This window comes from Agriterribacter sp. (assembly GCF_035497235.1).
Classification (GTDB): Bacteria; Bacteroidota; Bacteroidia; order Chitinophagales; family Chitinophagaceae; genus Agriterribacter.
The window spans coordinates 20,167-45,463 of sequence record NZ_DATJEB010000010.1; the positions used below are offsets into that span (position 1 = coordinate 20,167).

Sequence of the window (25,297 nt, forward strand, 5' to 3'; positions counted from 1 at the left end):
TCATAAGATTTTGCGGTTAGCCAATAAACGCTTTTGCAATTGTACAGGATAAATAATATAATACCAGGTAATGTATGCGGCAGACAAGAGCAGGATAGAACCGCTCAACCACCAGGGCATTGTATAATAGCGGGTGATGAATCCTTCAAAAAAAGCCGCTACTATAAAAACAGGAATCAGACTTGCCAGTATAATAACGCCATCTTTAGCCCCTCGCATAAACGCGTCTGATCTTTTACCCGTTCCGGGAAACAACCAGCCCTTGCCTAATATAATGCCGGCGGCGCCCGCTATTACAATAGCCGATATTTCAAGCGTACCATGAATAAAAACAGTGAGTACAGATTGCATACCCAATCCTTTCGCAAAAAACATTTGTTCAAATGCGCCCAGCCGGATACCTTCCGTAAGCAGCGAAATAATGAGTGGAATGCAAAGCAGGAGCCCCTGTGCAAAGTAGCCGAATGCCACAAAAAGATTATTGATCATAATACCCAGCCACATCAGCAATGCGCCACCTTCGGCATATACGCCAAAAGGTTTGCCGTTTTCAATATTCTCTTCTGTCATATTCACGTAGCTGTCGCCCAGCATTTCACGTACAAAAGTTTCATCATGCTGCGATGAATAAAAGCCCGTTATAAAGAAGGTAATGAAAAGCGCTGCGCAAAATAATAATACACCATGATGCCTGCGAACAGTAAGCGGCACAGTATATGTCCAGAATGCTGTAATACGGCTGCGTTCTTCTTTCCTGCTCTGGTAAATGTTCATGTAGGCCTGGGATGCCCTTGCGTTTAAATACCGGGTTACCCTGCTGTACGGGTAAAATGTTTTGGCGTACGACAGGTCGTCTACCAGTTGCGTGAATTCCACAGCGGTTTCATCGGCATCTTCTGCGGGCATATGCTGGTTTTTCAGCCACCTGTCTTTATGCTTTTTTATGAATAAGGCTTCGCGCAACAGTAATTAAATTTGCTCCAATTTAAATAAATACTTAACATCGTTTAAGAACTGACCCAAATATATATTATTGCATACTATGGGTAAGATTTTTATTCCTACCAATTTTAATATTGACCTTGAATTTGAAAGTGCTCCGTTTCATACCCGGATGATCGCATGGATCATTGATTTTGTGCTGCAAATATTTTATATCATCATTGCTTACAATGTATACGCTTCCGCCGCCGGTAATTACGCGGGCAATATTTCGGGGTACAACATGTGGGCCCTGCAGCTTATTATATTGCTGCCCGTGTTCACCTATCATTTTTTTTGTGAGTTGTTCTGGAACGGGCAGAGCGTAGGAAAGAAAATATTGAGACTACGGGTGGTGAATGATAACGGCGGAAAAGCTTCGCCGGGGCAGTACATGATCCGGTGGCTGCTCCGCTCGTCAGATCTTTCCGTTCCTGTTATTATTATTGCTATTGTATTTGGATGGATTGGCGCATTAAAAGCGTTGTGGATAACAACCCTGATGTTTATTGCGGACCTGATCCTGGTGGCTGTGCACAAAAAATCGAAAAGGCTTGGTGATCTTGCGGCCGGAACACTGCTCATTAAAGCCAATCCCAAAGGAAACTTAGAAGATACCATCTTCATGGAAGTGAGCGATAATTATGTTCCTGTATTTCCACAGGTAATGCGCTTAAGCGATAGGGATGTAAATACCATTAAAGGTATTTTGGATACCGGCCGCAAACTCGGTCATACGCAAATGGTGGAAAACGCTTCAGACCGCGTGAAAAATGTTTTAGCCATTCAAAGTACCATGCCTGCATTTGATTTTTTAGATACTTTGTTAAAGGATTATAATTATTTATCAACGAAGGGGTAGGCGTAGGCGGGTTAAAGGGTGCAGGGTAGAAGGGGTAAGGGTATAGGATGTGAGGAATAAGGTATAGTATCTGCTTACCACACTTCTCCTCTCACATCTATTTTCTCACCTCCCCCTACCGAAAGCTGATTGTTATTTTTTTAAACCACAAACTCCTCTATTCCACCTTTCCCGTATCCACCTCCCACTTATCGGTTCTGAAAGGGGTTACAGGCAATCCCTGTCCGCCTGGGCCGGCTTCTTTGCTGAAAATATTGGCTATTGCCGTATTGCTGAATGCAAAACGAACGGCTACAGGGTTTTTAATTTGTTTATTGGAGAGTATTACATGATCTCCATCAATCTTTACATCGGCAGGTAAAAAATGCTGATCATCGCCGGCAATATAAAATTCGGTGGCTTTCTTTTCTCCTTCTTTTATAATCAATCCCTTGGGTGCATTGTCGAAATACACCGTTACCTTATTTTTATTTACTTCCATGTTTCTATACACGGGGCTTTTATAAGGAAAGTCTTCTTTGTAATAGGTTTCCGCCAAAGCCCACGCAGCCAGTCTTGCGCCCACATCCTTCTTGTTATGCGGATGAATATTCTTAACATCATCCACCAGGTCTGTTATAACAGCCATGCCTGTATTGGGATGAGTAAGGGTTTGTGCTTGCGCCTCCCTTAACAACGCGCCTATATTTTTGTTGCCATATGCAAAAGGAGCTATCTGCACGTAATAGAATGGAAAATCTTTCTTCCAGTCTTTACGCCAGCTATCAATAAGGGTTGTCATCAGTTGTTTATAGGTAGATGCAGTGGCTGCATTGCTTTCTCCCTGGTACCAGATAGCGCCGGCGATATTAAAAGAAGTAATAGGAGCGATCATAGCATTATACGCTCTCCCCGGTGCGTTGGGCCACCAGTTGGTTGTCCCTATTTTAGCGGCTGCTGCTTTCAGCTCAGGGTCATTTTCCACCAGTTGTTCCGGTGTCCACACTTCAGCAGGTGTACCGCCCCAACTGGTATTGATCAATCCTACCGGAACATTTAATTGTTGCTGCAATTGTTTTCCAAAATAATAAGCTACTGCGCTGAAACCTTTTAATGTTTCCGGGTTACATTCCTTCCATGTTGCGGCACAATCTTCCTGTGGCGTTAGTGCCGTAGTTTTAGGAATATGAAAGAAACGGATATTGATATTAGCGCTGTTAGGAAGTTCGGCATCTATCTGCGGCAAACCATTCAGGCTGCTCCATTCCATATTCGACTGGCCTGAGCAAACCCATACTTCACCAATCATTACATTGCTGAGCACAACCGTATTACTGCCTTTAAACGTAATGGTATAAGGACCACCCGCTGCAGGCGTTTTAACCGCCATATTCCATTTGGCATCGCCCGATGCAATAGTGGAATCAATCATTGTACTCCATGATGTAGTAATGAATATTTTTTCGCCGGGAGATGACCAGCCCCAAAGCTTTACAGTGGATTGCTGCTGCAATACCATGTTATCGGAAAGTACAGCCGGGAGGCGGATATTGGCGAAAGCACCGGGGCATACGCTCATGAAAATGAAACTGAGTAAAGAAAAGCATATAAGCCTTATATTCATATAATGTATTTATGCGCAAAAGATAGCAAAGAAAAGAAGCATCACCAAAATCAATTATATCTTTGCATAAAAATTTTGCAATGGGAATAAATACAGGACTCATAAGCGAACTTACATACGAAGCATCCAACACCCGCAAAATGCTGGAACGGATACCGGAAGACCAGTTTGACTGGAAACCACATGATAAGAGTACATCGCTGGGGCGGCTGGCCTGCCATATAGCGGAATTGCCGCGATGGATCAATTATATGATGGCAAATACGGAGTTTGATTTTACAAAGGATATTTTTGATCGCGTTAGGGTTTCTTCAAAAGATGAAATAATGGCGGCTTTTGATACTATCATACAGCAGGCGGTTGCGTTATTAGCAAAAGCTACAGATGAAGAATTGAATATAAAGTGGACGTTGAGAAGAGGTGAGATGAAAAGATTTGAATTGCCCCGTAAAGCGGCTATCCGTAACATGGTGATGAATCATATTATTCATCACCGCGCGCAGTTATCAGTTTATCTTAGGTTATTGAATGTGCCGGTGCCGGGCATGTACGGACCTTCGGCGGATGAAAAATAATTTACATCTCCTGAAGGGTCTGATGCCGGAAAATTAGAGATCGAAACATCATAATTGCCTAATAATTCGGCACATGTTCTCTTTGTTAACCCTGCAACTTCAGCCGCTTGTCCAAGTGAGCGCTTCCCCTGCTCATAGAGCTGGCTTGCAACAATCATTGCAAGTTGTCGACTGTCTATGTCTATATTGTCTGGCAGATACTTACCTCAAATCCGAAGGATACAACAATAAATTCAGGATGGTGTTCATACCTGATACTCCATGCCAATTCCTTAGCACTACGCTCATTGACGGCTGATCTGGTAGCTGAAACCTCAACCCATCTACTTATCTTTTACATATCTAAACTGCCTACCGTTCAGCAGCGGATGCTGTCCCACCAGCATGTTATTGGTGAGCAGTAAGGTAAAATCTTCAAAGAAAACTTCCGCAATCCATTTTTCAAAGGCGAACTCGAAATTGTTCTGTATTTTATTGGTTACAATGTAAGTAAAGGGATGATCGGGGAAGAGTGGCGAAAATACCTGGATGGAGTCTACTTGATTTTTAGGAAACTTTACCATGCCGTCATCGCCGGTAAATAATTTTTGTCGCCCTCTTGCCGTATATAATATGCATTCTATTCCGCGTATTATACCGGGATTATTATCTGTGAATTTTATGGTTACAAAATTATCATTGACCCTCCTGGCAGATAAAAGTTTAAAATCTCTTGCAGGTTTCCCCCGGCTGTTAAATACGATGGTATTTTTTTCCTGCACCCATCTTCCCGAACCATATCGGTCGAGCCCGCCATAGGTAAAAAAAAATGTAAAAGTATAATTGGGTTTTAACTGAAAGCCGCTGGTGGTTTCTTTTACGCCTTCAAGAAAATAACTCCCTGCCACATCGCTGGTTTGCTGGGCCAACAGCGGAGAAATAAAAAAGCAAATACCGAATAATAACGAAACTATTTTTTTCATGATGGGGTATAAAAATAACATCTTTTCTCTTCGCATTTGTTGCAGTCCGTTTTCTTAACATACTTATAAATAAATAGAGGGCATTATCTTGTAACAATCGCCGAATACAAATGGGCATGTCCATATACAGAAGGGTGTTCGCTCAGCAGCCGGACCGTGTTAAAACCCGCATCCTGGAATAAGCTTTGTAGCGCTGTAAAGCTTACCGGAAAAGGCACCCATACCGGTACGGGTTGATCTGTATTGTATTCCACAATTAAAAACCGCCCATCATTTTTTAAAAAGGTGGAGGTTTTTTTTATAAAGGCATCTTTGTCTTGCACATAATGCAATGCATTGGCCATAAGTATTCCATCAATTGTATCAAATGGCAGCCCGTCCATGATAAAATCAGCGTTGTATTTTTTAATGCTTACCTGATTATAGCTGGAAGGTATTTGTTGCAATGCAGTAGCATTGTTGTCTATAGCATACACAAAGCTGCCCGGAGAAAGCAGATTTGCAAGCGCCAGCGTAAAAGTTCCGTTGCCACATCCAAGGTCGGCCCAAACCATTTGTTGTGCAGAATGGAAGTATTCATTATCAAGCATGGCCGCCGCCTCATCTATCCGCATACAGCATAATTTGTTTTGATCATGTCAATATCAAATATTTACCGGATGGTTGAAATGATTTCTTTAAGCAACTTGTTCTCATCTGTTACATGCAGGCCTAAGCGAACTACTATTAATTTTTTTGAAGGGATGATGTAAATATCCTGACCTCCAAAACCATCTGCAAAATACATATCGGCCGGCACATCAGCATACCATCGCTGCGTAAGATCGTTTTTATTAAAGCCATTTAACCAAAACTGGTATCCATACTGTTGAAGCGTATCTGCGGCTGATGGCTGAACCGTTGCTTTCACCCAATCTTCCGGTAATATTTGTTCATTGTTCCATTTTCCATTATTGTAGTAGAGCAGGCCAAAGCGTGCATAATCTCTTGCCGTTGCATAGCAAAAAGAGGACCCCACGTAAGTGCCTGATGCGTCTGGCTCCAGCACCACCGAATACATGCCAGCCTTGTAAAAAAGCCACTCGCAGGGAAAAGCGTGATAGTTCTTTTCACCTGTAGCCTGGCGAATGATCCTGCTTATAATATTACTATTGCCGCTGGAATAATTGAATACGCTGCCGGGAGCGTATTTCAAAGGCAACTGCACCGTGTAAGCAGCAGCGTTCCCTTTTTTAAAAAGCATAGTAGCAGCGCTGCCCGGCTTCCTGTAATTCTCTTCATAATCCAATCCGGAAGTTTGCTGCAACAATTGCTTTATGGTAATCCTTTCCCTGCCGGTTCCTTTCCATTCCGCCACAGGCGCAGGCGCATTCACATCCAGCTTTCCTTCTTTTACAAGAATACCGGTTAACGCGGCTGTTATGCTCTTGGCAACCGACCATCCCGGCATAAGCGTATTTTTATTGTAGCCATCGGCATATTTTTCAGCTATCAGTTGGCCGTCATACACTACTACTACCGCTGTTGTATGCCGGGGCTTCACCGTTTTATAATCATCCAGTTCACGTTGAAGTATGGCATCCAGTTGAATAATATTAATACTTCGGGGTAAAGTATCCGGCAGTTGATCGCCGTTTGGCCAGGGGATGCTGTCTGTATATTGTACAGGCTTTACCGGGCGCCTGAATTGCTGTGCCCTTATTTGGGCTTCGCTGCTGTCATTCACTAATGTGGCGCCCAGCCCTTCCCGGTAAATGGCTTTTCGTTTGGCAAATCCCCATACAGATCCGGTTACCGATGCGTCCCGTTCATTTAAAGTATAAGTTGCTATAGAAAAAGGAAAGGCTGAAAGCTCTTCCTCAATAACCGTTTGAATTTCCCGGTGCTGCAGGTAAACGGCCGAACAAGCTATTTTGGCTCCATATGCGCTTATGACAGGAGTAGCCAGGTATACATACCGGGCTATAAAAACAAGTAAACCCATCAGCAGCAAAAAAGCGGTTCGCCCAATGATCTTTTTACCCGGCATTATAAAGCGCATACTGATTATGGATGGTTCCTGCTATAGGGGAGTACATCAGATAGTTTTAAATCGATCAAATTATGTCTGTATATTATTATAGCGCTGTCTAAAAGATAGTATTTTGCCACAAGGTCGCTCACCTGCGTGCCCGGTAGGCAGGTGAGCGAAGAAAATAAAACTCAGGACTTTGTGTCTTAGAGTCTTAGTGGCATATCATCTATACCGGCCCTTTTGAGACAGCCCTGCATTTCACGTTTGACAGAGCACTAACAATAACCCAAAAGATAGTAAATGATTACAAAAACAAGGACGCCACCCAAACATCCGCCGCCCCATTTGTAAGCGCCGTATCCTGCAAGTAAAGTTCTAAGCCAGTTTTGCATAAAATTTATTTTCAGTAAGTGCATATAAAATTGTGCCAGTGCAATAAATATTGCTATTAAGGATAGGTATTCATTTTTTAATAATCTGAATAATTTGTGGGACGCGTTAAAATAGTTTCATTCCTTGACACATTGTTTTTATACTCCGGCTTTGCAGAAAGGGCTTTCCATTCGGCATCATCCCTGAATGTTTGCCAGTGGGCCTCCCGGTCGGCTATATTTTCAAAACTGGTCATATACATCAGGTTGGGCATGCGGCTTCCGGCAATTACCTCACCATAAAAAACGGCATTGAACTGAAGCCTTTTAAAAAGAGGGATTTCACCGCCTTCATTAAACATGTGTACCTTATTCCAGTATAATTTTTCAGTAGGGCTTTCATAGCTGCGCAGTTCGTATACCCTTTCCTTTTTGTTTGATTTTAACTCCGGCACGGCCGATCTCGGCGCCAGGTTAAAGGCACGCAGCAATATGGATTCCATCCGGGTATATGGCGCCGCGTTGTAAGCTGCATCTGTATAAGTCTTTGCCGCATTAATATAACCGGCATCTTTTTGTAATTGTTGCGGCAGCGTAAGTAATTGTTCCATTGAAGTAAGCGGAACAAGTACGTATAGTTTTTTGTCAGCGGCAGTATCATTACCCAGCGGTTTAAAAGCGCCCACACTTTTAATACCTGCTTTATGCAACGCGGGTATATAGGCTTCAGACAGGTATTTGTCTAATGTTTCTTCCTGGGTAGTTGTAGTAAAATGGTATAATTTTATCTCATAAAACTCCCTGTTGTTTTTTTTATTTTGAGCAAAAGTGCTGGTAAAGAAAATGGTACCTAAAACAGATGACAATAATAAATACATGCTTTTTTTGATCATGACAGTTTAATTTATGCTCCCAAAATAAACTAAAAAATCCAATGCGGGTTTTAAGGGAATAGATATATTACATTTGTAGTTGAAAAATTAATCATTATGCCTTCATTTGATATGGTAAGTAAGGTAGACGCCCAGCTACTGGATAACGCTGTGAATGTTACGAAAAAAGAGATCACTAATCGCTTTGATTTCAAGCATGCGCATGTTGTGATTGATCTCAATAAAAAAGAATTTAAGTTGAATATTGAAACAGATGACGATATGAAAATGCGCCAGTTAATGGATGTGCTGATCAGCCGGGCACATAAGCAGGGCATTGCCCCGGAGGCTTTTGACCTGTCGAAAGAAGGGGCGCAAAGTGGTAAAACATGGAAAAAAGAAGTAACGGTGAGGAACGGGCTGAAACAGGAAGATGCCAAAAAGATCATTAAGCTCATTAAAGACTCCGGGTTAAAGGTTCAGGCATCTATAAATGATGACCTGGTAAGGATTACGGCAAAGAAAATTGACGACCTGCAGGCTGTAATCCAGGCTTCCAAAACATGGGAACTGGGTATACCGCTGCAGTATGAGAATATGAGATCATAAAATTTCAGATTTGAAATTTCAAATCTGAAATTTTGTGCACAACTCTATCAAAATCCTGCAAAACCCTCTTCCTTTGGTGCATAACGAGGTGCATTTCCGGTGCATAGTAAATCCACAAAAAACTTGCAAATAGGTGAATCTGTGAAGTATCTTTATTGCACAAACGTTACAAGTAATATTGGAAACAGTAAGAAAGTAACAGGATGAGCGGAAATCCGTCAGAAGATGGAAGCCCATCACGAAAGCATCGGGTAAGTAAGTGTGAAGGCGCAAGCCAACATACCGAAATCACTTGATGCTTTCCTTTTAGGAGCTATAGGCTATGAGCTATCAGTGGATTACTAATGACAATGTCAATGCTCCTTTTTTGCTCAAAGCTGATCGCTGACAGCCTTCGGATTTGAATTTTATCCGCCACAGCGGACAGGCCTGCCTGCCGGTAGGCAAGTTTGTTTCTTGTGATTTGTTTTTTGGTGCTTTGCGTTAGACACGGTCTGACCCTCCTTTGTCGGATGCCGACCGCATCTTTGGATTTCGTTCTTCCGGCTCCAGATTTAATTTAATACGCCATATGCCCCAGTTTATTTAAAGCATAAAAAAGGCAGGTGGTATGAAGTGCCTGCAGTATTTTATTTTCTTTCAGCATTTGTTTGATCTCCTCAATACTAAATAAGTATACTTCTATTTCTTCATTGTGATCTAATTGCTGCTCCTGCACTTTTTTGCCGCCGCGGGCAATATACATGTGCATGAGGTTATTATTGGTGGAAGGGTTGGGAGATATTTTCCCCAGGTATTCGTAATTACTGAATGTATAACCGGTTTCTTCCAGCAATTCGCGTTCAATAGCCGCCTGCAAAGAAGGATCGGTATCATCCACACAACCTCCGGGAATTTCCATGATGGTTTCGCCTAACCCGTGCCGGTACTGGCGCACCATTACCACCTGGTTGTTTTCTGTAAGCGCCACGGCTGTTACCCAGGTAGGAAACTCATACACGTAATAGGGGTCAATGATCTTTTGCTCCGGCGTTTCACATTTGTCTTTGCGGATCGTAAACCAGGTGGCTTTATAAAGGTATTCCGAAGATAAAATTTTCCATTTCAGGTCTTTCATATTTACTGCATTGACGCATTGATTAATTCGGCTATATCCAGAACTTCCACATCCGCTTCTTTTTCATTGCTCTTTACGCCATCGGTAAGCATGGTATTACAATACGGGCATGCCGATGCAATTACCGTGGCGCCGGTCTGCAGCGCTTCATTCGTTCTTTCAAGGTTAATTCGTATAGACCCCTTCTCTTCTTCCTTCCACATTTGTGCTCCGCCTGCGCCGCAGCACATTCCTTTGCTGCCGCAACGTTTCATTTCCACCAGTTCGGCGTCCAGCGCTTCCAGTACCTTACGCGGCGCTTCGTAAATGTTATTGGCGCGGCCCAAATAGCAACTGTCGTGGTAGGTAATACGTTTCCCTTTGAAATTTCCGGATTCCTTCATTTTAATCTTCCCCTCATCAATTAACTGCTGCAGAAAAACAGCGTGGTGTATCACTTCATAATTACCTCCCAGTTCGGGATATTCATTTTTCAGGATATTAAAACAATGCGGACAGGCAGTAACAATTTTCCTGATCCCGTAATTGTTTAACGTTTGGATATTCTGGTAAGCCATCATCTGGAACAAAAACTCATTGCCTGCCCTTCTGGCCGGGTCGCCGGTACAGGCCTCTTCTTTTCCAAGAATAGCATATTTTACCTGCACTTTATTAAGAATACTTACAAAAGCCTTCGTTATTTTTTGTGCCCGCTGATCAAAACTACCGGCACAGCCTACCCAAAATAATATGTCAGGGCTTTCCTGGTTGGCATACAATGCCGACATTACCGGAATCTTCATGCTGAATTTAATTTTAGTTTCAAAGCTAAACGAAATTTATCACTATACTATTTTAACGCGCTATATGTTATGCGTGTATGATGCTTTGAATATAAGCAGAGTATTAACAAATCTCTTAATATCTTTGAATGCGCTTAATAACCCACTACAAAAACATGAATCGGATACTTGCTTTTATTATTGTTTTGTTTACAACGAATATAAGTTTCGGACAGCATTTTACACCTACGGATGAAGGATCGGAAATTGGGTTTAAGATCAGGAACTTTGGAGTGAATGTTAGTGGCAGCTTTAAAGGATTAGAGGGGAAAATTATTTTCTTTCCCGATAGCCTCAGCGCCTCACATTTTGATGTAAAAATAGATGTCAAAACCATCAATACCGGTATTAATCAGCGTGATAATCATTTGCGGTCGGAAGACTATTTTGAAGTAACCAGGTATCCGCATATTCATTTCGTATCTACACAAATTACAACAAGCACCAACAAAGCGTACCTTTTTGTTTTCGGAAAGCTTACCATTAAAGATGTTACCAAAGAAATTTCCTTTCCGTTTAAAGTAACGCCCAAAGCGGATGGCTATATTTTTGAGGGAGAATTTACATTAAACCGCAGAGACTACAATGTAGGCGGCAGCAGCATAACCATGGGAGATAATGTTATACTGGACCTTAAGGTGCTGGCTAAAAGCGATAAATGAATAGGGGCGTTACAGGTTTCAGGTTGCGGCGGTATTTCCTTGCAACATGGACCCTGCAACTTGTAACAGCTTACTCCGTTTCCCCCGCCCATTTATCTCTTTCATCGGGACTGAACTGCCAGGGTGCAAAGTTGTTTTCTATATTGCTGAACATCGCGTTCCATTCCTGGGGAGCGTTGCTTTCTTCCATGACTAATGAGCGGCGCAGTTCCAAAATGATTTCAAGCGGGCTGATACTTACCGGGCATTCTTCAACACAGGCATTACAGGTGGTGCAGGCGCGCAGTTCCTCAACCGTAATATAATCATGCAATAATGTTTTACCATCATCTGTAAACGTTCCGTTCATCCGGATGTTTTTTCCGGTCTCTTCCAGCCGGTCTCTTGTATCCATCATAATCTTTCGCGGAGATAAAGCTTTTCCGGTGGTAGTAGCCGGGCAGGCTGCGGAACATCTGCCGCATTCGGTACAGGAGTACGCGTCAAGTAAATTTCTCCAGGTTAAATCAAATACATCCTTAGCGCCAAAACTGGCAGGGGGAGCCGCATTTGCAGGAGCCTGTTCCGGCTGCATGGCGTACAATACCTCGTTCTGAACAGCAGGCATATTATTCATTTTTCCTTTAGGCAGCAATCTTGCATAATAGGCATTGGGAAAGGCCAGCAGGATATGCAGGTGCTTGGAATAAGGCAGGTAGTTCATAAAGGCCAGGATACCCAGTATATGCAGCCACCAGCAGCTTCTTTCTATAGCTACCAGCGTAGCTTCATTCAATGTGCTATACAAAGGGGTGAGCATACCCGATACCAAAAACCGCTCTGTAGGGTTTTCCGCATAATATCCATATCCTTTGCTTTGCAATACCAGGCCGGTAGTATTCATGGTTAAAAAAAGCAGCATCAGCGCAATCTCTGTAAGTAATATATAATTCGCATCGCTGCGGGGCCATCCGTCTAAATCTTTGCTGATAAATCTTTTTATTTTTATAATATTCCTGCGGATAAGAAAAACAGCGCAGGATACAATGACCAGCAGCGCCAGTATTTCAAACGCATTAATAAGGAAACCGTACAAGCTGCCCAAAAATGCTGCAAACAGCCGGTGTGTTCCCAATATGCCGTCTAATATAATTTCCAGCACTTCTATATTGATGATGATAAAACCGGCATACACAAAAAAGTGAAGTACGGCAACGAGGGGATTCCTGAACATTTTCTTTTGTCCAAAAGCCAGCAGTAGCAGGTTTTTCCATCGGGCGGCAGGTTGGTCGCTGTAATCTGCATCCCGGCCGGAAAGTATATTTTTACGTATACGCGAAATTCTTTTTGCAAACAAGCCAATGCCCGCGGCAGCGGCGGTAATAAAAATAATTTGAGAAACAATATGGATCATAACATAGTTGTAACGCTAAGATAAGATGTTTAGTACGAATTGTTTTATTCATTAATACCGCTTAGTTTTGATAAGATTAATTCATGAAGGATGAAAAACTACATTCTTACTAAAGAAAAAATAGACAAGATACTAAGGCGGGTGGCATTTGAAATAGCGGAACGCAATACGGGCGAAGACCAGATACTATTGGCCGGCATTAAGGAAAACGGGTTGGTAATTGCCCAAAAGCTGCAACAACTGCTAACGGGTATTTTTAAAGGACAAATTGAAGTGATGGACATTACCGTAGATGATAAAAGACGTCCGGGAAAGATTAGGTTAAGCGATGAACGGAACTTTAACGATGCCGTGGTAATAGTAGTGGATGATGTGGCCAATAGTGGTAAAACCATGCTCTACGCGCTGAAGCCCTTTTTACAGGATCAGCCCAAAAAAATACAGACCCTGGCCCTTGTAGACAGAACGCATAAAACTTTTCCGGTGCATACCGATTACGTAGGTTACGCTGTAGCCACTACTTTACAGGAACATATATTTGTTGAGGTAGAAAACGGGCATATTACCGGTGCCTGGTTAGAATAATTTTGAACATTTCCTTATTTCCCCCGAAATTCGATGCGCATACATTTTTGATTGCAAACTATAATGATATAATATGGACGCCAAAATTAAAGAACGGGTAAATGCGTGGCTCAATGGTTCTTTTGATGAAGCCACTAAAAACGAAATAAGAAAAACACAGGCAGAAAATCCTGATGAACTTACGGAAGCCTTTTACCGCAATCTTGAATTTGGAACCGGCGGATTAAGAGGTATCATGGGCGCGGGTACCAACCGTATTAATAAATATACCATTGGAATGGCCACACAGGGCTATGCCAACTATTTAAAGAAAACCTATGGGGATGAAGCAATAAGCATAGCCATTGCGCACGATAGCCGTAATAACAGCCGCCAGTTTGCAGAAATTACAGCTCATGTAATGGCTGCCAATGGTATTAAAGTGTTCCTGTTTGAATCGCTGCGGCCTACACCGGAATTGTCATTTGCTATTCGCCGTTTGGGTTGCAAGGGAGGCGTGGTATGCACTGCTTCACATAACCCTAAAGAATACAATGGCTATAAGGCCTACTGGAACGATGGGGGACAATTAGTGCCGCCACACGATAAAAATGTTATTGCCGAAGTAGATAAAATTGCTTCTGTAGATGAAGTGAAATGGAGCCTGCCTGCCGGACAGGCAGGTAGGGGAGAAGCGCTTATTCAACTCATTGGCAGGGATATGGATGAAGCCTACTGGCAGATGGCAAAAGATTTAAGCGTTTACCCGGATGTAATTGCCAAACAGCATGATCTCAAAATTGTATACACGCCCATACATGGTACAGGCATTATGCTGGTACCCGAATTACTGAAAAGGTATGGTTTTACCAATGTTACTATTGTAGAAGAGCAGGCGAAGCCGGATGGTAATTTTCCAACGGTGGTATATCCCAATCCGGAAGAAAGTGAAGCCATGAGCATCGGGCTAAAAAAAGCGAAAGAGCTGGATGCCGATATTCTTTTGGGAACCGATCCCGATGCCGACAGGGTAGGCATTGCCGTTAAAGATCATAAAGGGCGCTGGGTGCTGGTGAATGGTAATCAAACCGCTGTGCTTGCTTTCAACTATCTTATAGAAGCCCGCAAAGCCAAAGGCATTGCGAAGCCTAACGATATGGTAGTAAAAACCATTGTAACCACAGACATGATCAACCGCATAGCTAAAGAAAATAAGGTAACCTGCTATGATGTACTCACCGGCTTTAAATGGATTGCGGAGCTGATCAAAGAAAAAGAAGCCGGTGAAGATTATATTATCGGCGGCGAGGAAAGCTATGGCTTAATGGTAGGTTCAAAATTAAGAGATAAGGACGCGGTAAGTGCTGTTGCCATACTCAGCGAAATGGCCGCTTATGAAAAAAATAAAGGAAGAAGTCTTTTTGAAAAACTGATTGACCTGTATGTACAGTATGGATATTATAAAGAGCATCTTATTTCCATTACCAAAAAAGGCATGCGCGGGCAGGAAGAGATTGCTGAAATGATGGAATCTTTCCGGAAGAACACACCTGAATCCATTAACGGATCGCGGGTAGTGCAGTTGCTGGATTATGAATTGCGAAAAGGGAAGAACCCGGTGACAGGAGAGGAGTGGGAGATCAAACTGCCGAAATCCAATGTGCTGCAGTTTATACTGGAAGATGGCAGTAAGATTTCCGCAAGGCCATCGGGCACCGAACCTAAAATAAAATTTTACTTTAGTGTGCATACAAAACTTGCGGGCGCGAATGATTTCGAAAAAGTGAGTACTGACCTGGATCAGCGCATACAAAATATTATTACAGATTTGAAGTTGAAGTAATACATCCTTTTCATGAGCCGGTTTACACGAAGAAAATTCCTGCACAGCTCCGCCGCTTTATTGGGAGCAACCATAGCCGGGTTTTCTTTTGATATTGAAAAGAAGCAGCCCTTGTTGTCTTTCTCCACGCTGGGGTGTCCGGACTGGAGCTTTCAGCAAATTGCTGATTTTGCGGCAAAGCATACCTATAAGGGTATTGAACTAAGAGGTATACAGCGTGAGCTGGACCTCACTAAATGTTTGGCATTCCGTACCGCGCAAAACAGATTAGCCACCATTTCATTAATGAATGAAAAAGGACTGGGGTTTGTAGGTTTGGGATCCTCTGCTACCCTGCACTTTGCGGATGGAGCAGAAAGAAAGAAGAATATAGATGAAGCCCGGCGGTTCATTGATCTTGCACAGCAAATCAATTGCCCCTATGTGCGGGTGTTTCCCAATAATTTCCCCAAAGACCAGGATAAAAACGAAACGATAGATCTTATTGCAAAAGGCTTACTGGAGTTGGGCAACCATGCTCGTGGCAGCGGGGTAACCGTATTGATGGAAACCCATGGCGACCTGGTTAAAACAGATGACCTGGAAAGGATCATACGATCGGCCGAACATGCGCATACAGGACTGGTTTGGGATATAGCTAATATGTGGTCGGTAACGCAGGAGCCGCCAGTGCAGGTATATCAAAAACTAAAAAAACATATCCGTCATACCCATATCAAAGACGGAAAGTTAGCTGATGGGAAGCTGCAATACACGCTTTTAGGCCAGGGTGAAGTTCCTGTAGCTGAAGCAATAGGCGCGCTGGTTAAAGGAGGGTATAAGGGATATTACAGTTTTGAGTGGGAAAAATTATGGCATCCCGAAATTGCGGAACCTGCAATTGCGCTGGCTGATTATCCTATATCAATTCAACAGTACTTTAAATAATAATTCTCCCTGCATTGAAACGCCTGTGATCCGGCCTATTGGTTAATTTCTCTATCTTTTATTTTCCCAATCGTAGCATTCCTGCTATTGAGCGATGAAAACTCACGTTTTACCGAATAGTGATAATAAAAAAAAAATATGCTTTTATATTTGTGACCTGAATCCTATTTCTATGATCATTTAATAAATGATCCGGTAATAGAACGGAAAAGCCTTTTTGTTTCAACCAAATTTTACGTAATGAAAAAGCTTTTACTTTTAGGATTCACCTGCGCTCTTTTTTTTATCATGTCTGCCCGGGCACAGGTCATCGAAAAAAAAGTTCCTTTCCCCACCAAATCGCCGCAGATAGCGGTAAATGTTCAGGGTACTTACAACGGTTTTTCTTATCCCGCCACTGGTGGAATAGGTTTAGATATTAAGCTCATGCTTAATGCGCAGCAAAATACCGATGCCTATAACCAGTATGTTTTTACCGTAAAGGGAACGCATACTATTGCAACAGATGGCCCGCTCTGGGGCTCGTTTGATGACGGGAAGTTCAATAATGTGAGCGCTATTATTCTTATGGCGGGATACCGGTTTAATTTTGGAGCGCCGCGTTACCTCCACCAGGATTTTAAAAGGGAAACAGGCGGTTGGTTTCTTGAATTCGGCGGTGGTGGTGCGCATTACCGCTATTCTAAAACCAAGCTCCGGCCGGTGATCTCCACTACTGTAGGGTGTGCTGTAGCGCCGCATCTCGATATTATAGGATCATATACCTATAGCGGCACATGGCTAACCAGCGAAAGAAAATTTCCGCTGGCCGTTTTTGGAATGGGTGTACAATATAAATTATAGTGAAGCCTATCTAAATGCTGTGGTGTATGAGTTTTATACCCAGGGGAAATAGTAGTTATTTTTTTGAAATCAGAAACTGTTCGCTAATAGTTGCTGCATATAACGAAGCCCTTTTTCTTTTGTAAACGCAATGTTGCGTTCCGGCACCTCATTAATACCCGGGTAGTTGTCTACAGCCCTGCTTACACTATCTTCCCTTAAAAAATGAAGCATGGCATAGGGAGAGCGGTTGGTATAGTTAGAAGGATCGTCATTTGTACTTCCCGCAAATACATACTTTGGGTGAAAGCTGGCCACCTGGTAAATACCTTCATAGTTTTCCTGGCGGAGCAATTGCTCTGCCCGCTCCACGAGGCTGAGATACACATCAAATAACCGAAAGCTGTTGGGCAGTATTAAGAAAGCGGTTTCTATATCACTGGTATCATCCAGCAGGTGTAACATCATTAATGCGGCTTCCAGTGCGGTTGCTGTATTGGCATCGGGTATTACCTGGTAATGAATGGAACCACGTTTCAATTCTTTTGCGGCAAACGGGCAAAAATTACAACTTACCACTACATCCGTGATCCACTTTTTTGTTTGTGCTATGATTTGTTCGCTATAAGGGTCGTTCATTTTAAATTTTCAGGTCATGGATTTAATATACAGCGCTTCCACTTTTTTTCTTGCCCAGGGCGTTTTACGCAAAAATTTAAGGGAAGAATTGATGCTGGGATTACTGGTAAAACAATTGATCCTGATCATACTGCCCAAATCTTCCCAGCCAAAATGATGCACCAGTTCTTTGAGGATCATTTCAAGTGTTTTGCCATGAAGGGGGTCGTTAGACGGCATGAAGAAGATTTGTAGCAAAGATAGCTGTAATTTTAAATTCATGAAACCCCGTATTACTGTATTAACCTTAGCTGTTGCCTAATTCAGCAGATAAAGCCTTTAGCTCGTTCAGCTCTTTCAAATCATTTTCAAAACCTTCCTTTTTCCTGTTTTTAAATGCCCCCAGTTTAAATGCTATAATATAAATAACCACGGTTATGGTCATACTAACAGCCGTTTCAATTAATGCCTGCCCCAGTGATTTATTTTGCAGTTTGTGTGGTAAAAAAGATAGGCCTGTTAAAACCCCTGCCGACACGATAATACTACCAAACCATCTCTCCATTTTCCTGTTCTTCTCAAATTCAACAATTGTTTTTTTAAGAAAAAAATCAAGATTCACATGGTTCACATTCACATTAAAGCTTTGCAAACTTCTGAAAAGGGAAACAATAGCCAATAGCACGCCGATTGTTAAAATACCATACGGAACAAACTGCAGCGAATACTTAAAGTCAAAAGGGTTTCCGGCAAATATAGCTGCAAGGATCACCAGATTCATTATCATTAAAAGCATATAAAGCATATTATTACGCCTGATCTTTTCAATTCTTGAGCGCGATCTTTCTTTTAGCATACTGTGTATAAGCTGTTCATTTAGCCGCTGCGATAATGCAAGTTTTTGATTGTACCGCTGCCAGTCTGCTTTAATTTGATCAATATTCATTGAAATTGGTTTTTATAAGTTGACTTAATTTATTTTTTATCCTGTTTAATCTTACGCCTACATTGCTGTTGGAAATGCCGATAATATCGCTTATTTCATCATAGGTTTTTTCATCCAGGTACAGCATGACAACCGCTTTCTCTATTTCCGTGAGTTTTTCAATTGCCTGGTTAAGTGCACTCTGGCCTTCTTCGTTTTCCGAAGTATCCAATATGTCCGGAATTTCAAACTCGAGCGGGGTTATTGATTGCTTTTCCGGGTTTTTCAACTCTTTTCGGAAATTGGATATGGCTGTGTTGAGTGCCACTCTGTAAATCCACGTGCTGTTGGCTGAAGCTTTCCTGAAACCGGGGAAAGACTTCCAGAGTTGCAAAACCACTTCCTGGAACAAGTCCTTACGGCTTTCGGGATAGCTGCAATACAGGTTACAAACCTTGAATATCAATGCGCGATGGTTATTTATCAACTCAATAAATTCTTTTTCCATTCTAATTTTCCACTTTAATTCATTAGTCGTAAATTCAATGAATTTCTTACAAGTTTACCTCTTAATATTGAGCCTGTTTTGCAATGGGTTGGATGATTGTCGTAAACAACCCCAATAATGTCGTTTTTGCACACCGTTTGTTTCGCAGGTTTTTTGGATGTTTGTACTGGAATTCAGATACAAAAACCGTTAAACTAAAAAAATGGCATCCAATAAAACAATCCTTATGGTGGAAACTACAATTAATGCACCGGTAGACAAGGTGTGGGAATACTGGACAAAACCCGAACACATTACCCGGTGGAACAATGCCTCCGATGACTGGCACACGCCGCGGGCAGAAAATGATTTACGCACAGGTGGCAGCTTTACTTCGCGGATGGAAGCCAAAGATGGAAGCATGGGCTTTGATTTCGGAGGGGTGTACGATGAGGTAATATCCAACGAATACATCGCATACACGCTTGGCGATGGGAGAAAAGTGAAAATCAATTTTTCAGTGCAGGGGAAACAAACCAAAGTAACGGAAAGTTTTGAGGCGGAAAGCACAAACCCGGCTGAGATGCAACAGGGAGGCTGGCAGGCTATCCTCAACAACTTTAAGCAATATACGGAAACAACAGGCAAGTGATATTTTCATCCGATTCAACTTGTGATCCGGCATATATTGTACATTATGCAAACGCCGGCCGCAGAATATTAAATAATATAAGGGAGAACGCTTAGGTTCATGCTGCTGGAAGAATGGATTAGCTTTGTACAATTTGAGGTAAGCAACAATTATGTGGCAGCAACCGTTGTACGTATTATGACGCCACCATTACAACACAAAGCAGTCAGCATAATCATCCCTTTTTGGACGATCCTTTTTTGATGTATATTCATCAATCATGAACGACTTGATAAGCTCAGAACCTGAAATGTTTACTTTTTTTGAGAGAACACCGGACCTGGTATGTATAGCAGGAAAGGATGGTTTTTTTAAAAGAGTAAATCCTGCGGTTATTGATACACTTGGCTATTCGGAAGCGGAATTATATGCTCACCCAATTGAGTTTTTTATCCATCCGGAAGACAGGGAACTTACAGGCCAGAAACGAACAGACCTGTTAAGTGGAAAGGCGCTCCTTAATTTTCAAAACAGGTATGTTACCAAACAGGGAAATACCATTTGGCTTGCATGGACATCCATTTATTTTCCGGATAAAGAAGTTGTATTTGCCATTGCAAAAGATATTACTGAAAAAAAACAAATTGAAAAGCAGCTTGAAGAAAAGTATGCAAAATTTAAGAGTTTAGCTACTCATTTTAAAAGCAGTATAGAAGAAGACAGAAAATTCCTTGCTGTTGAATTGCATGAGGAACTGGCCCAACTGGCTTCTGTTGTAAAATTGGACCTGGAAGATATATACAGCAGGGAACCGGAACTGTCTGTGTCGTCAAAAAGTAAGATAGAACATGCATTGGCGGCATCTCAACTGCTGATCAGTACAATGCGTAGAATTTCTTTTTCCATTAGTCCGCATATGTTAGATGACCTTGGGCTCAATGAAACATTGAAATGGCATTGTAACGAGTTTTCCATTTTAAACGGCATACCCTGTTTGTTTGAAAGTGCATACGATGAAGAAAGTTTAACCCGGGAAATTAAAATGGACTTCTTCAGGATTTGCCAGGAAGCGCTTAGTAATGTGATGTATCATGCGCAGGCCGGCACTGTAAAAATCAGCATTACAGAGGCCGCCGGTCACATCGGGCTTATAATCATTGATGATGGTAAAGGATTCGATAAGGAAAAGATAAAGCAGGATCCGGGGCTGATCAGGATGCGTGAACGGGCAGCTTCAGTAAATGCTGCACTGGTTATTGATAGTGAAGTTGGGAAAGGTACAAGTATTGCTGTGTACCTGCCCAAAACTTAATCTTTGCTCTTCTTCTGCAGCATATCTGCATCATATCTTTTTCTTTAGTACATTAGCGCATCAAAAAAATATCAACTATTTATATGAAGCATATTTCTCAGTATCTCTTTCTGCCGGTTATTTTTATGCTGTCGGTAGCGTCTTTGCCGGCCAAAAGCATCATTTCCTCCCAAAAGCCAGCCGATCCTGCCATTGAAGGACGCTGGGATATTACGATTGAAGACGGGGGTAAAAAATTTCCGGCCTGGCTTGAAATTATGCACTCGGGGCATAAACGCCTGGTAGGACACTATGTAGGAATTACGGGAAGTGCCCGCCCTGTGTCTGTTATTCACTTCACCGATGGTAAGTTAAGTTTCAGCTTACCCCCGCAATGGGAGGAAGAAGATAATGATCTTTCATTTGAAGGAAGCTTGCAGCATGACGCATTAGCCGGCACTATGATTGCCGCTAATGGAAAAACCTATAACTGGTCGGCCCGCCGGGCACCCTTACTGGTAAGAGATAAAGCACCTGTATGGGGAACACCTGTAAAATTATTTAATGGCAAAAATCTTACTGGTTGGAAAGCACTCGGAGAAAATCAATGGGTTGTAGAGAACGGCGTATTGAAAAGCCCGCACTCCGGCGCTAACCTGATCACTGATAAAACCTTCAGCGACTTTAAGCTACATGTTGAATTTCGTTGCCCCAGTGGCAGCAACAGTGGCATTTACCTGCGCGGCCGCTATGAAGTGCAGATAGAAGACAGCAAAGGGAAACAACCGCAAAAGGATTTACTGGGAGCGGTATATGGATTTCTTACACCAAGCGAAATGGCCGCTAAAGATGCCGGCGAATGGCAGGCTTATGATATTACGCTGGTTGGCAGAATGATTACTGTTGTACTGAATGGTAAAAAAATTATTTGTAACCAGGCAATACCCGGTATTACCGGTGGCGCGTTAGACAGCAACGAAGGAGAACCGGGTCCTTTATACATACAGGGAGATCACGGGCCAATTGAATACAGGAATATTATATTAACGCCCGCTAAATAGCGGCTGTAAATAATCAGGCGCAGCTTTTTCTTTGTACCTGTACAAAGGAAAAGCTGCGTTTTGTTTTGGTAAAGACGAATGGATTTACGCTCCTGCTTTAATGGGTTTACCGGGAACGGTACAAATGGCCGCTTTATGCAATATTAAGTTTTCGGCTGTACTGTCAAAAGAAAGCTCAATCCACCCATTGTATAGCTTCTCATTTTTCTTTACCTGTACCGGCAGGTATTTATGATCAGTTGCTTTCCATGATCCCGCCCAAAAAGGTGCGCCGGTGAGGGGAACTATTTTTTCTGCCAGCACTATAGCCGAAACCTCATACCATTGGAAGCCGTTAACCACATCAGCTATGGCTTCTCCCTTATTAAAGACCGGTGATTGATCTTCATTGTCGTTTAGCAAATAAGCAGCCTTAAGGGAATACGCATAAAACTGTTTACGATCGCGTTTTAAAACAGGATCGCCAACAAGAAGGGTAGCAAAGAGAAAGTCTGCTGTACCATCTTTATTAATATCAATGATCATGGATTGTTCAAATAACAGCTTCGTGTTTTGCAAATTAAGGTATTGCATTACGGCATTGCTTTCAGGTACAATGGAATTGTTTTTGCGACAGGAGCTGAACGCTGCAGTGAGTAGCAGGAGCCATATCCATTTTTGCAGGGAAAAAAAGTTGGTCATTTTTTTAAGCCGGAAAGATATCGCACGTAGCCCTGTTACCCCGGTACAAACTGTATAAACTGCCTCTTTTAATGAATGAATTGCTGTGCAGTGCCCCGAATACCGGATAAAAAAATCCCCGGTAATTGTTGCCGGGGATCAGGAGTAAATTAATTTGCAGCGTATTATTGTTTGCTGATCTTATACATATTTCCGCCATCTGTAACCGCGTACAATACGCCATTACTTTGAGTAATATCACGGAATCTTTCTTTTTTATCTTCCAGTAATCGTTCTTCACCTACTACTTTATTGTTTTCAATCACCAGCCTTACAATATGCATGCTGGAAAGTCCGCCAATGAACAAGTTGTTCTTCCATTCGGGAATACCATCACCAGTGTAAAATACCATGCCACCGGGCGAAATCACAGGATCCCAGTAATATACAGGTTGTTCTAATCCTTCTTTTTGCTGGATAGAGTCTCCCACTTTTCTGCCATCATATTCAATTCCGTATGTTATAACCGGCCAGCCGTAATTTTTACCAGCTTCAATGATATTCACTTCATCACCGCCGCGTGGACCAAATTCAGCTTCCCATAATTGTCCGGTTACAGGATTAATATCCAGGCTCTGCGGGTTCCGCATACCATACGCGTAAATTTCAGGCATAGCGTCTTTCTGTCCTATAAAAGGATTGCCGGGCGCCGGTTTTCCTTCCTTAGTGATTTTAAACACCTTTCCAAGACCGGCGTTGAGCCATTGTGCCTGTTTTCTTCCTTCCAGTATGGATCTTTCACCGGCACTTACAAACAGGTTGCCGTCTTTATCAAATACTAAGCGGGAACCAAAATGCAGCTTACTGTCTAATGCGGGTGTGGCGCGAAAAATAACAGTTGGGTTTTGAATAGTAGTTTCATCGGCAGATAACTGACCCTTTGCTACAGAAGTAAGGTTACCCTTACCCTGTTTTTCAGAAAATGACCAGTAAATGGTTTTGTTTTGCGCAAAATCGGGATCCAGTGCAACGTCAAGCAAACCGCCCTGACCGGCATCTTCTACTTTCGGGAAACCCGTAATTTTTTTAACCAACGCGCCATCGGCACTATGAATTTCCATATAGCCCGATTTTTCTGTTATCAGTAACCTCCCATCAGGCATAGGCACTACAGCCCAGGGCCTACCCAGGTTTTCAGCTATCTTTTCAACTTTATAGGGTGTGGTGGTCTTTACTCCGCTTACTCTTGTCTGGCCTTCAAAAGCAGGCTTATAATCAGAATTGGGAGCTTTCGTTTCCACGGGTGTAAGTGTTGTAGTATCCGCAGCAGGAGCGCTGGCTGTGTTTGCTGACGAGTTGTTGCCGGAACATCCGCAAAAGAAAATTGCAGCAGCAATAACTGAAAAACATGCGAAGGTCTTCATGTGCATAAAATTGTCTTTGGTTTTGTAAGATGTAAATATAATCAAAGTGCCGGTTTTTATGTTGCCTGTTTAATAATTCATTACAACAAAACAACTCCCTTCTCTCGCATCTTTTTCTTTTCTTCCGAAGGCCATACACTTACCTGCACTTCCCCAATATGCGATTTTCTTAATAAAAACATACACAATCTTGATTGACCAATACCTCCGCCAATGCTTTCGGGCAATTTTCCGCTTAGTAAACTGCTATGGAAAGGAAGGGTTGATTTTTGTTCACATTTTTTTTCTTTTAACTGTCTGACTAATGCATTTTTATCTACACGAATACCCATAGAAGAAATCTCAAATGCAGACTGTAAAAGAGGGTGCCATACAATAATATCTCCATTTAAACCTTTGTATCCTTCTTCATTTTCAGTGCTCCAATCATCATAGTCTGCTGCACGGCCATCATGAGGATTACCATGGGAGAGTTTGTTGCCAATACCTATAATAAATACTGCTCCGAATGCTTTTGCAATAGCGTTCTCTCTTTCTTTGGGTGAAAGGGCGGGGAAACGTTGTAACAACTCTTCCGAATGAATGAAATGTATCTTTTCCGGAAGCTGAGGCGGCATATCGGGGTAATATTGATATACAATTTGTTCTGTTTCTTTTAAAGCATTAAATATAGCGCTTACCGTTTCTTTCAGGCATAACAAAGTTCTATCGGTAACATCAATATGCTTTTCCCAGTCCCACTGATCAACATAAATAGAATGTATTGGACTGTAATCTTCATCCGGCCGAAGCGCACGCATATCGGTAAGAATTCCCCTGCCGGTATCTACATTCAGCTCTTTTAACCGCACACGTTTCCATTTGGCCAAAGAATGAACAACCACGGCGCGTTGTTCATTCAACGATTTAACAGGAAATGAAACAGGCCGCTCAATACCATTCAGGTCATCATTCAACCCCGTTCCATCTAACACAATAAGCGGAGATGACACTTTTGTCAGGTGTAAGTAATCACAAAGAAACCGGCTGAAAGTATCTTTAACCAGTGTTATTGCCGCTTCCCGTTGCAGGATTTCATTCATCACTATATTTTTTGGAACGCAAATGTCGGGTTTTAATTTTAATTTCAATATTTCGCTGCCATCCTTTTACAGTATTTGCCTTTCCTGTATTTTGAGTAAATTTACCTTCTAAACTTTTAC

Annotated in this window: 28 protein-coding genes; 11 read left to right on the forward strand and 17 right to left on the reverse strand. The window is 42.2% G+C overall.

The features are described 5' to 3' along the window. Positions 1 to 963, reverse strand: a complete 963-nt coding sequence (locus VL121_RS02395) for a stage II sporulation protein M (protein ID WP_325401767.1) — start codon at positions 961 to 963, stop codon at positions 1 to 3. Positions 964 to 1,042: 79 nt separating this feature from the next. On the opposite strand from VL121_RS02395, the gene VL121_RS02400 reads away from it, so the two are divergent. Beyond that, the gene (locus VL121_RS02400; protein WP_325401769.1) at positions 1,043 to 1,843 is read left to right on the forward strand and encodes an RDD family protein; all 801 of its coding nucleotides are present in this window, start codon (positions 1,043 to 1,045) and stop codon (positions 1,841 to 1,843) included. A 157-nt stretch (positions 1,844 to 2,000) separates the two neighbouring features. Here the strand turns inward: VL121_RS02400 and VL121_RS02405 are convergent, their stop codons facing one another. Continuing rightward, positions 2,001 to 3,446, reverse strand: a complete 1,446-nt coding sequence (locus tag VL121_RS02405) for a sialate O-acetylesterase (protein WP_325401771.1) — start codon at positions 3,444 to 3,446, stop codon at positions 2,001 to 2,003. 80 nt (positions 3,447 to 3,526) lie between these two features. Between VL121_RS02405 and VL121_RS02410 the strand changes: the two genes are divergently transcribed. Beyond that, entirely contained in the window at positions 3,527 to 4,021 is a 495-nt protein-coding gene (locus tag VL121_RS02410; RefSeq protein WP_325401773.1) for a DinB family protein, read from the forward strand. Here the strand turns inward: VL121_RS02410 and VL121_RS21635 are convergent. The 5 genes from VL121_RS21635 to VL121_RS02430 form a co-directional block, all read right to left on the reverse strand. Further along, positions 3,958 to 4,179 (reverse strand): UPF0175 family protein, encoded by a 222-nt coding sequence (locus VL121_RS21635; protein ID WP_414635396.1) that lies wholly within the window; start codon positions 4,177 to 4,179, stop codon positions 3,958 to 3,960. The genes VL121_RS02410 and VL121_RS21635 overlap by 64 nt on opposite strands. A gap of 165 nt (positions 4,180 to 4,344) precedes the next feature. Beyond that, positions 4,345 to 4,983, reverse strand: a complete 639-nt coding sequence (locus tag VL121_RS02415) for a hypothetical protein (protein WP_325401775.1) — start codon at positions 4,981 to 4,983, stop codon at positions 4,345 to 4,347. Positions 4,984 to 5,066: 83 nt separating this feature from the next. Next, positions 5,067 to 5,597, reverse strand: coding sequence for a class I SAM-dependent methyltransferase (locus VL121_RS02420; RefSeq protein WP_325401777.1), 531 nt, complete (start codon positions 5,595 to 5,597; stop codon positions 5,067 to 5,069). 38 nt (positions 5,598 to 5,635) lie between these two features. After that, on the reverse strand, positions 5,636 to 7,024 hold the full coding sequence (locus tag VL121_RS02425) for a serine hydrolase domain-containing protein (RefSeq protein WP_325401779.1): 1,389 nt from the start codon (positions 7,022 to 7,024) through the stop codon (positions 5,636 to 5,638). 442 nt (positions 7,025 to 7,466) lie between these two features. Then, positions 7,467 to 8,261 carry an NIPSNAP family protein gene (locus VL121_RS02430; RefSeq protein ID WP_325401781.1) on the reverse strand — a complete coding sequence of 265 codons (795 nt, stop codon included), beginning with the start codon at positions 8,259 to 8,261 and terminating at the stop codon, positions 7,467 to 7,469. 96 nt (positions 8,262 to 8,357) lie between these two features. On the opposite strand from VL121_RS02430, the gene VL121_RS02435 reads away from it, so the two are divergent. Beyond that, positions 8,358 to 8,849: a YajQ family cyclic di-GMP-binding protein gene (locus VL121_RS02435; RefSeq protein WP_325401783.1), complete on the forward strand. Its 492-nt coding sequence runs from the start codon at positions 8,358 to 8,360 to the stop codon at positions 8,847 to 8,849. Between the two features lie 559 nt (positions 8,850 to 9,408). Here VL121_RS02435 and VL121_RS02440 read toward each other — a convergent pair. Beyond that, positions 9,409 to 9,966 carry an NUDIX hydrolase gene (locus tag VL121_RS02440; RefSeq protein WP_325401785.1) on the reverse strand — a complete coding sequence of 186 codons (558 nt, stop codon included), beginning with the start codon at positions 9,964 to 9,966 and terminating at the stop codon, positions 9,409 to 9,411. A 2-nt stretch (positions 9,967 to 9,968) separates the two neighbouring features. After that, positions 9,969 to 10,748, reverse strand: coding sequence for a (Fe-S)-binding protein (locus tag VL121_RS02445; protein WP_325401787.1), 780 nt, complete (start codon positions 10,746 to 10,748; stop codon positions 9,969 to 9,971). Positions 10,749 to 10,903: 155 nt separating this feature from the next. On the opposite strand from VL121_RS02445, the gene VL121_RS02450 reads away from it, so the two are divergent. Next, complete coding sequence (locus tag VL121_RS02450; protein WP_325401789.1) at positions 10,904 to 11,449, forward strand: YceI family protein; 546 nt, start codon at positions 10,904 to 10,906, stop codon at positions 11,447 to 11,449. A gap of 70 nt (positions 11,450 to 11,519) precedes the next feature. On the opposite strand, the gene VL121_RS02455 is transcribed toward VL121_RS02450, so the two are convergent. Then, positions 11,520 to 12,842 carry a (Fe-S)-binding protein gene (locus VL121_RS02455; protein ID WP_325401791.1) on the reverse strand — a complete coding sequence of 441 codons (1,323 nt, stop codon included), beginning with the start codon at positions 12,840 to 12,842 and terminating at the stop codon, positions 11,520 to 11,522. A gap of 90 nt (positions 12,843 to 12,932) precedes the next feature. Between VL121_RS02455 and VL121_RS02460 the strand changes: the two genes are divergently transcribed. The 4 genes from VL121_RS02460 to VL121_RS02475 all read left to right on the forward strand — a co-directional run bounded on the left by VL121_RS02460 (position 12,933) and on the right by VL121_RS02475 (position 17,019). Further along, entirely contained in the window at positions 12,933 to 13,427 is a 495-nt protein-coding gene (locus tag VL121_RS02460; protein ID WP_325401793.1) for a phosphoribosyltransferase family protein, read from the forward strand. A gap of 73 nt (positions 13,428 to 13,500) precedes the next feature. Beyond that, on the forward strand, positions 13,501 to 15,249 hold the full coding sequence (locus VL121_RS02465; protein ID WP_325401795.1) for a phospho-sugar mutase: 1,749 nt from the start codon (positions 13,501 to 13,503) through the stop codon (positions 15,247 to 15,249). A gap of 12 nt (positions 15,250 to 15,261) precedes the next feature. Next, positions 15,262 to 16,176, forward strand: coding sequence for a sugar phosphate isomerase/epimerase family protein (locus VL121_RS02470; protein ID WP_325401797.1), 915 nt, complete (start codon positions 15,262 to 15,264; stop codon positions 16,174 to 16,176). Positions 16,177 to 16,416: 240 nt separating this feature from the next. After that, a complete protein-coding gene (locus tag VL121_RS02475) occupies positions 16,417 to 17,019 on the forward strand; it encodes a hypothetical protein (protein ID WP_325401799.1) in 603 nt (200 codons plus the stop codon). Positions 17,020 to 17,088: 69 nt separating this feature from the next. Here VL121_RS02475 and VL121_RS02480 read toward each other — a convergent pair whose 3' ends face one another. The 4 genes from VL121_RS02480 to VL121_RS02495 are packed head-to-tail and all read right to left on the reverse strand — an operon-like array spanning position 17,089 to position 19,049. After that, positions 17,089 to 17,637: a DUF1415 domain-containing protein gene (locus VL121_RS02480; RefSeq protein WP_325401801.1), complete on the reverse strand. Its 549-nt coding sequence runs from the start codon at positions 17,635 to 17,637 to the stop codon at positions 17,089 to 17,091. A gap of 9 nt (positions 17,638 to 17,646) precedes the next feature. Then, positions 17,647 to 17,898: a VF530 family protein gene (locus VL121_RS02485; protein ID WP_325401803.1), complete on the reverse strand. Its 252-nt coding sequence runs from the start codon at positions 17,896 to 17,898 to the stop codon at positions 17,647 to 17,649. A gap of 25 nt (positions 17,899 to 17,923) precedes the next feature. Then, positions 17,924 to 18,562: a hypothetical protein gene (locus VL121_RS02490; RefSeq protein ID WP_325401805.1), complete on the reverse strand. Its 639-nt coding sequence runs from the start codon at positions 18,560 to 18,562 to the stop codon at positions 17,924 to 17,926. Next, positions 18,552 to 19,049, reverse strand: coding sequence for an RNA polymerase sigma factor (locus VL121_RS02495; RefSeq protein WP_325401807.1), 498 nt, complete (start codon positions 19,047 to 19,049; stop codon positions 18,552 to 18,554). Before VL121_RS02495 ends, VL121_RS02490 begins: the two co-directional genes overlap by 11 nt. 202 nt (positions 19,050 to 19,251) lie before the next feature. On the opposite strand from VL121_RS02495, the gene VL121_RS02500 reads away from it, so the two are divergent. The 3 genes from VL121_RS02500 (at position 19,252) to VL121_RS02510 (ending at position 22,011) form a co-directional block, all read left to right on the forward strand. Continuing rightward, positions 19,252 to 19,680, forward strand: coding sequence for an SRPBCC family protein (locus VL121_RS02500; RefSeq protein WP_325401809.1), 429 nt, complete (start codon positions 19,252 to 19,254; stop codon positions 19,678 to 19,680). A 259-nt stretch (positions 19,681 to 19,939) separates the two neighbouring features. Beyond that, on the forward strand, positions 19,940 to 20,971 hold the full coding sequence (locus VL121_RS02505; protein ID WP_325401811.1) for a PAS domain-containing sensor histidine kinase: 1,032 nt from the start codon (positions 19,940 to 19,942) through the stop codon (positions 20,969 to 20,971). An 83-nt stretch (positions 20,972 to 21,054) separates the two neighbouring features. After that, positions 21,055 to 22,011 (forward strand): 3-keto-disaccharide hydrolase, encoded by a 957-nt coding sequence (locus tag VL121_RS02510; RefSeq protein ID WP_325401813.1) that lies wholly within the window; start codon positions 21,055 to 21,057, stop codon positions 22,009 to 22,011. Between the two features lie 84 nt (positions 22,012 to 22,095). On the opposite strand, the gene VL121_RS02515 is transcribed toward VL121_RS02510, so the two are convergent. The 3 genes from VL121_RS02515 to asnA form a co-directional block, all read right to left on the reverse strand. Continuing rightward, the gene (locus tag VL121_RS02515) at positions 22,096 to 22,692 is read right to left on the reverse strand and encodes a hypothetical protein (protein ID WP_325401815.1); all 597 of its coding nucleotides are present in this window, start codon (positions 22,690 to 22,692) and stop codon (positions 22,096 to 22,098) included. Positions 22,693 to 22,856: 164 nt separating this feature from the next. Continuing rightward, complete coding sequence (locus VL121_RS02520; RefSeq protein ID WP_325401817.1) at positions 22,857 to 24,095, reverse strand: PQQ-dependent sugar dehydrogenase; 1,239 nt, start codon at positions 24,093 to 24,095, stop codon at positions 22,857 to 22,859. Between the two features lie 80 nt (positions 24,096 to 24,175). Further along, entirely contained in the window at positions 24,176 to 25,177 is a 1,002-nt protein-coding gene (asnA, locus tag VL121_RS02525; RefSeq protein ID WP_325401819.1) for an aspartate--ammonia ligase, read from the reverse strand. Between the last annotated feature and the right edge of the window lie 120 nt (positions 25,178 to 25,297).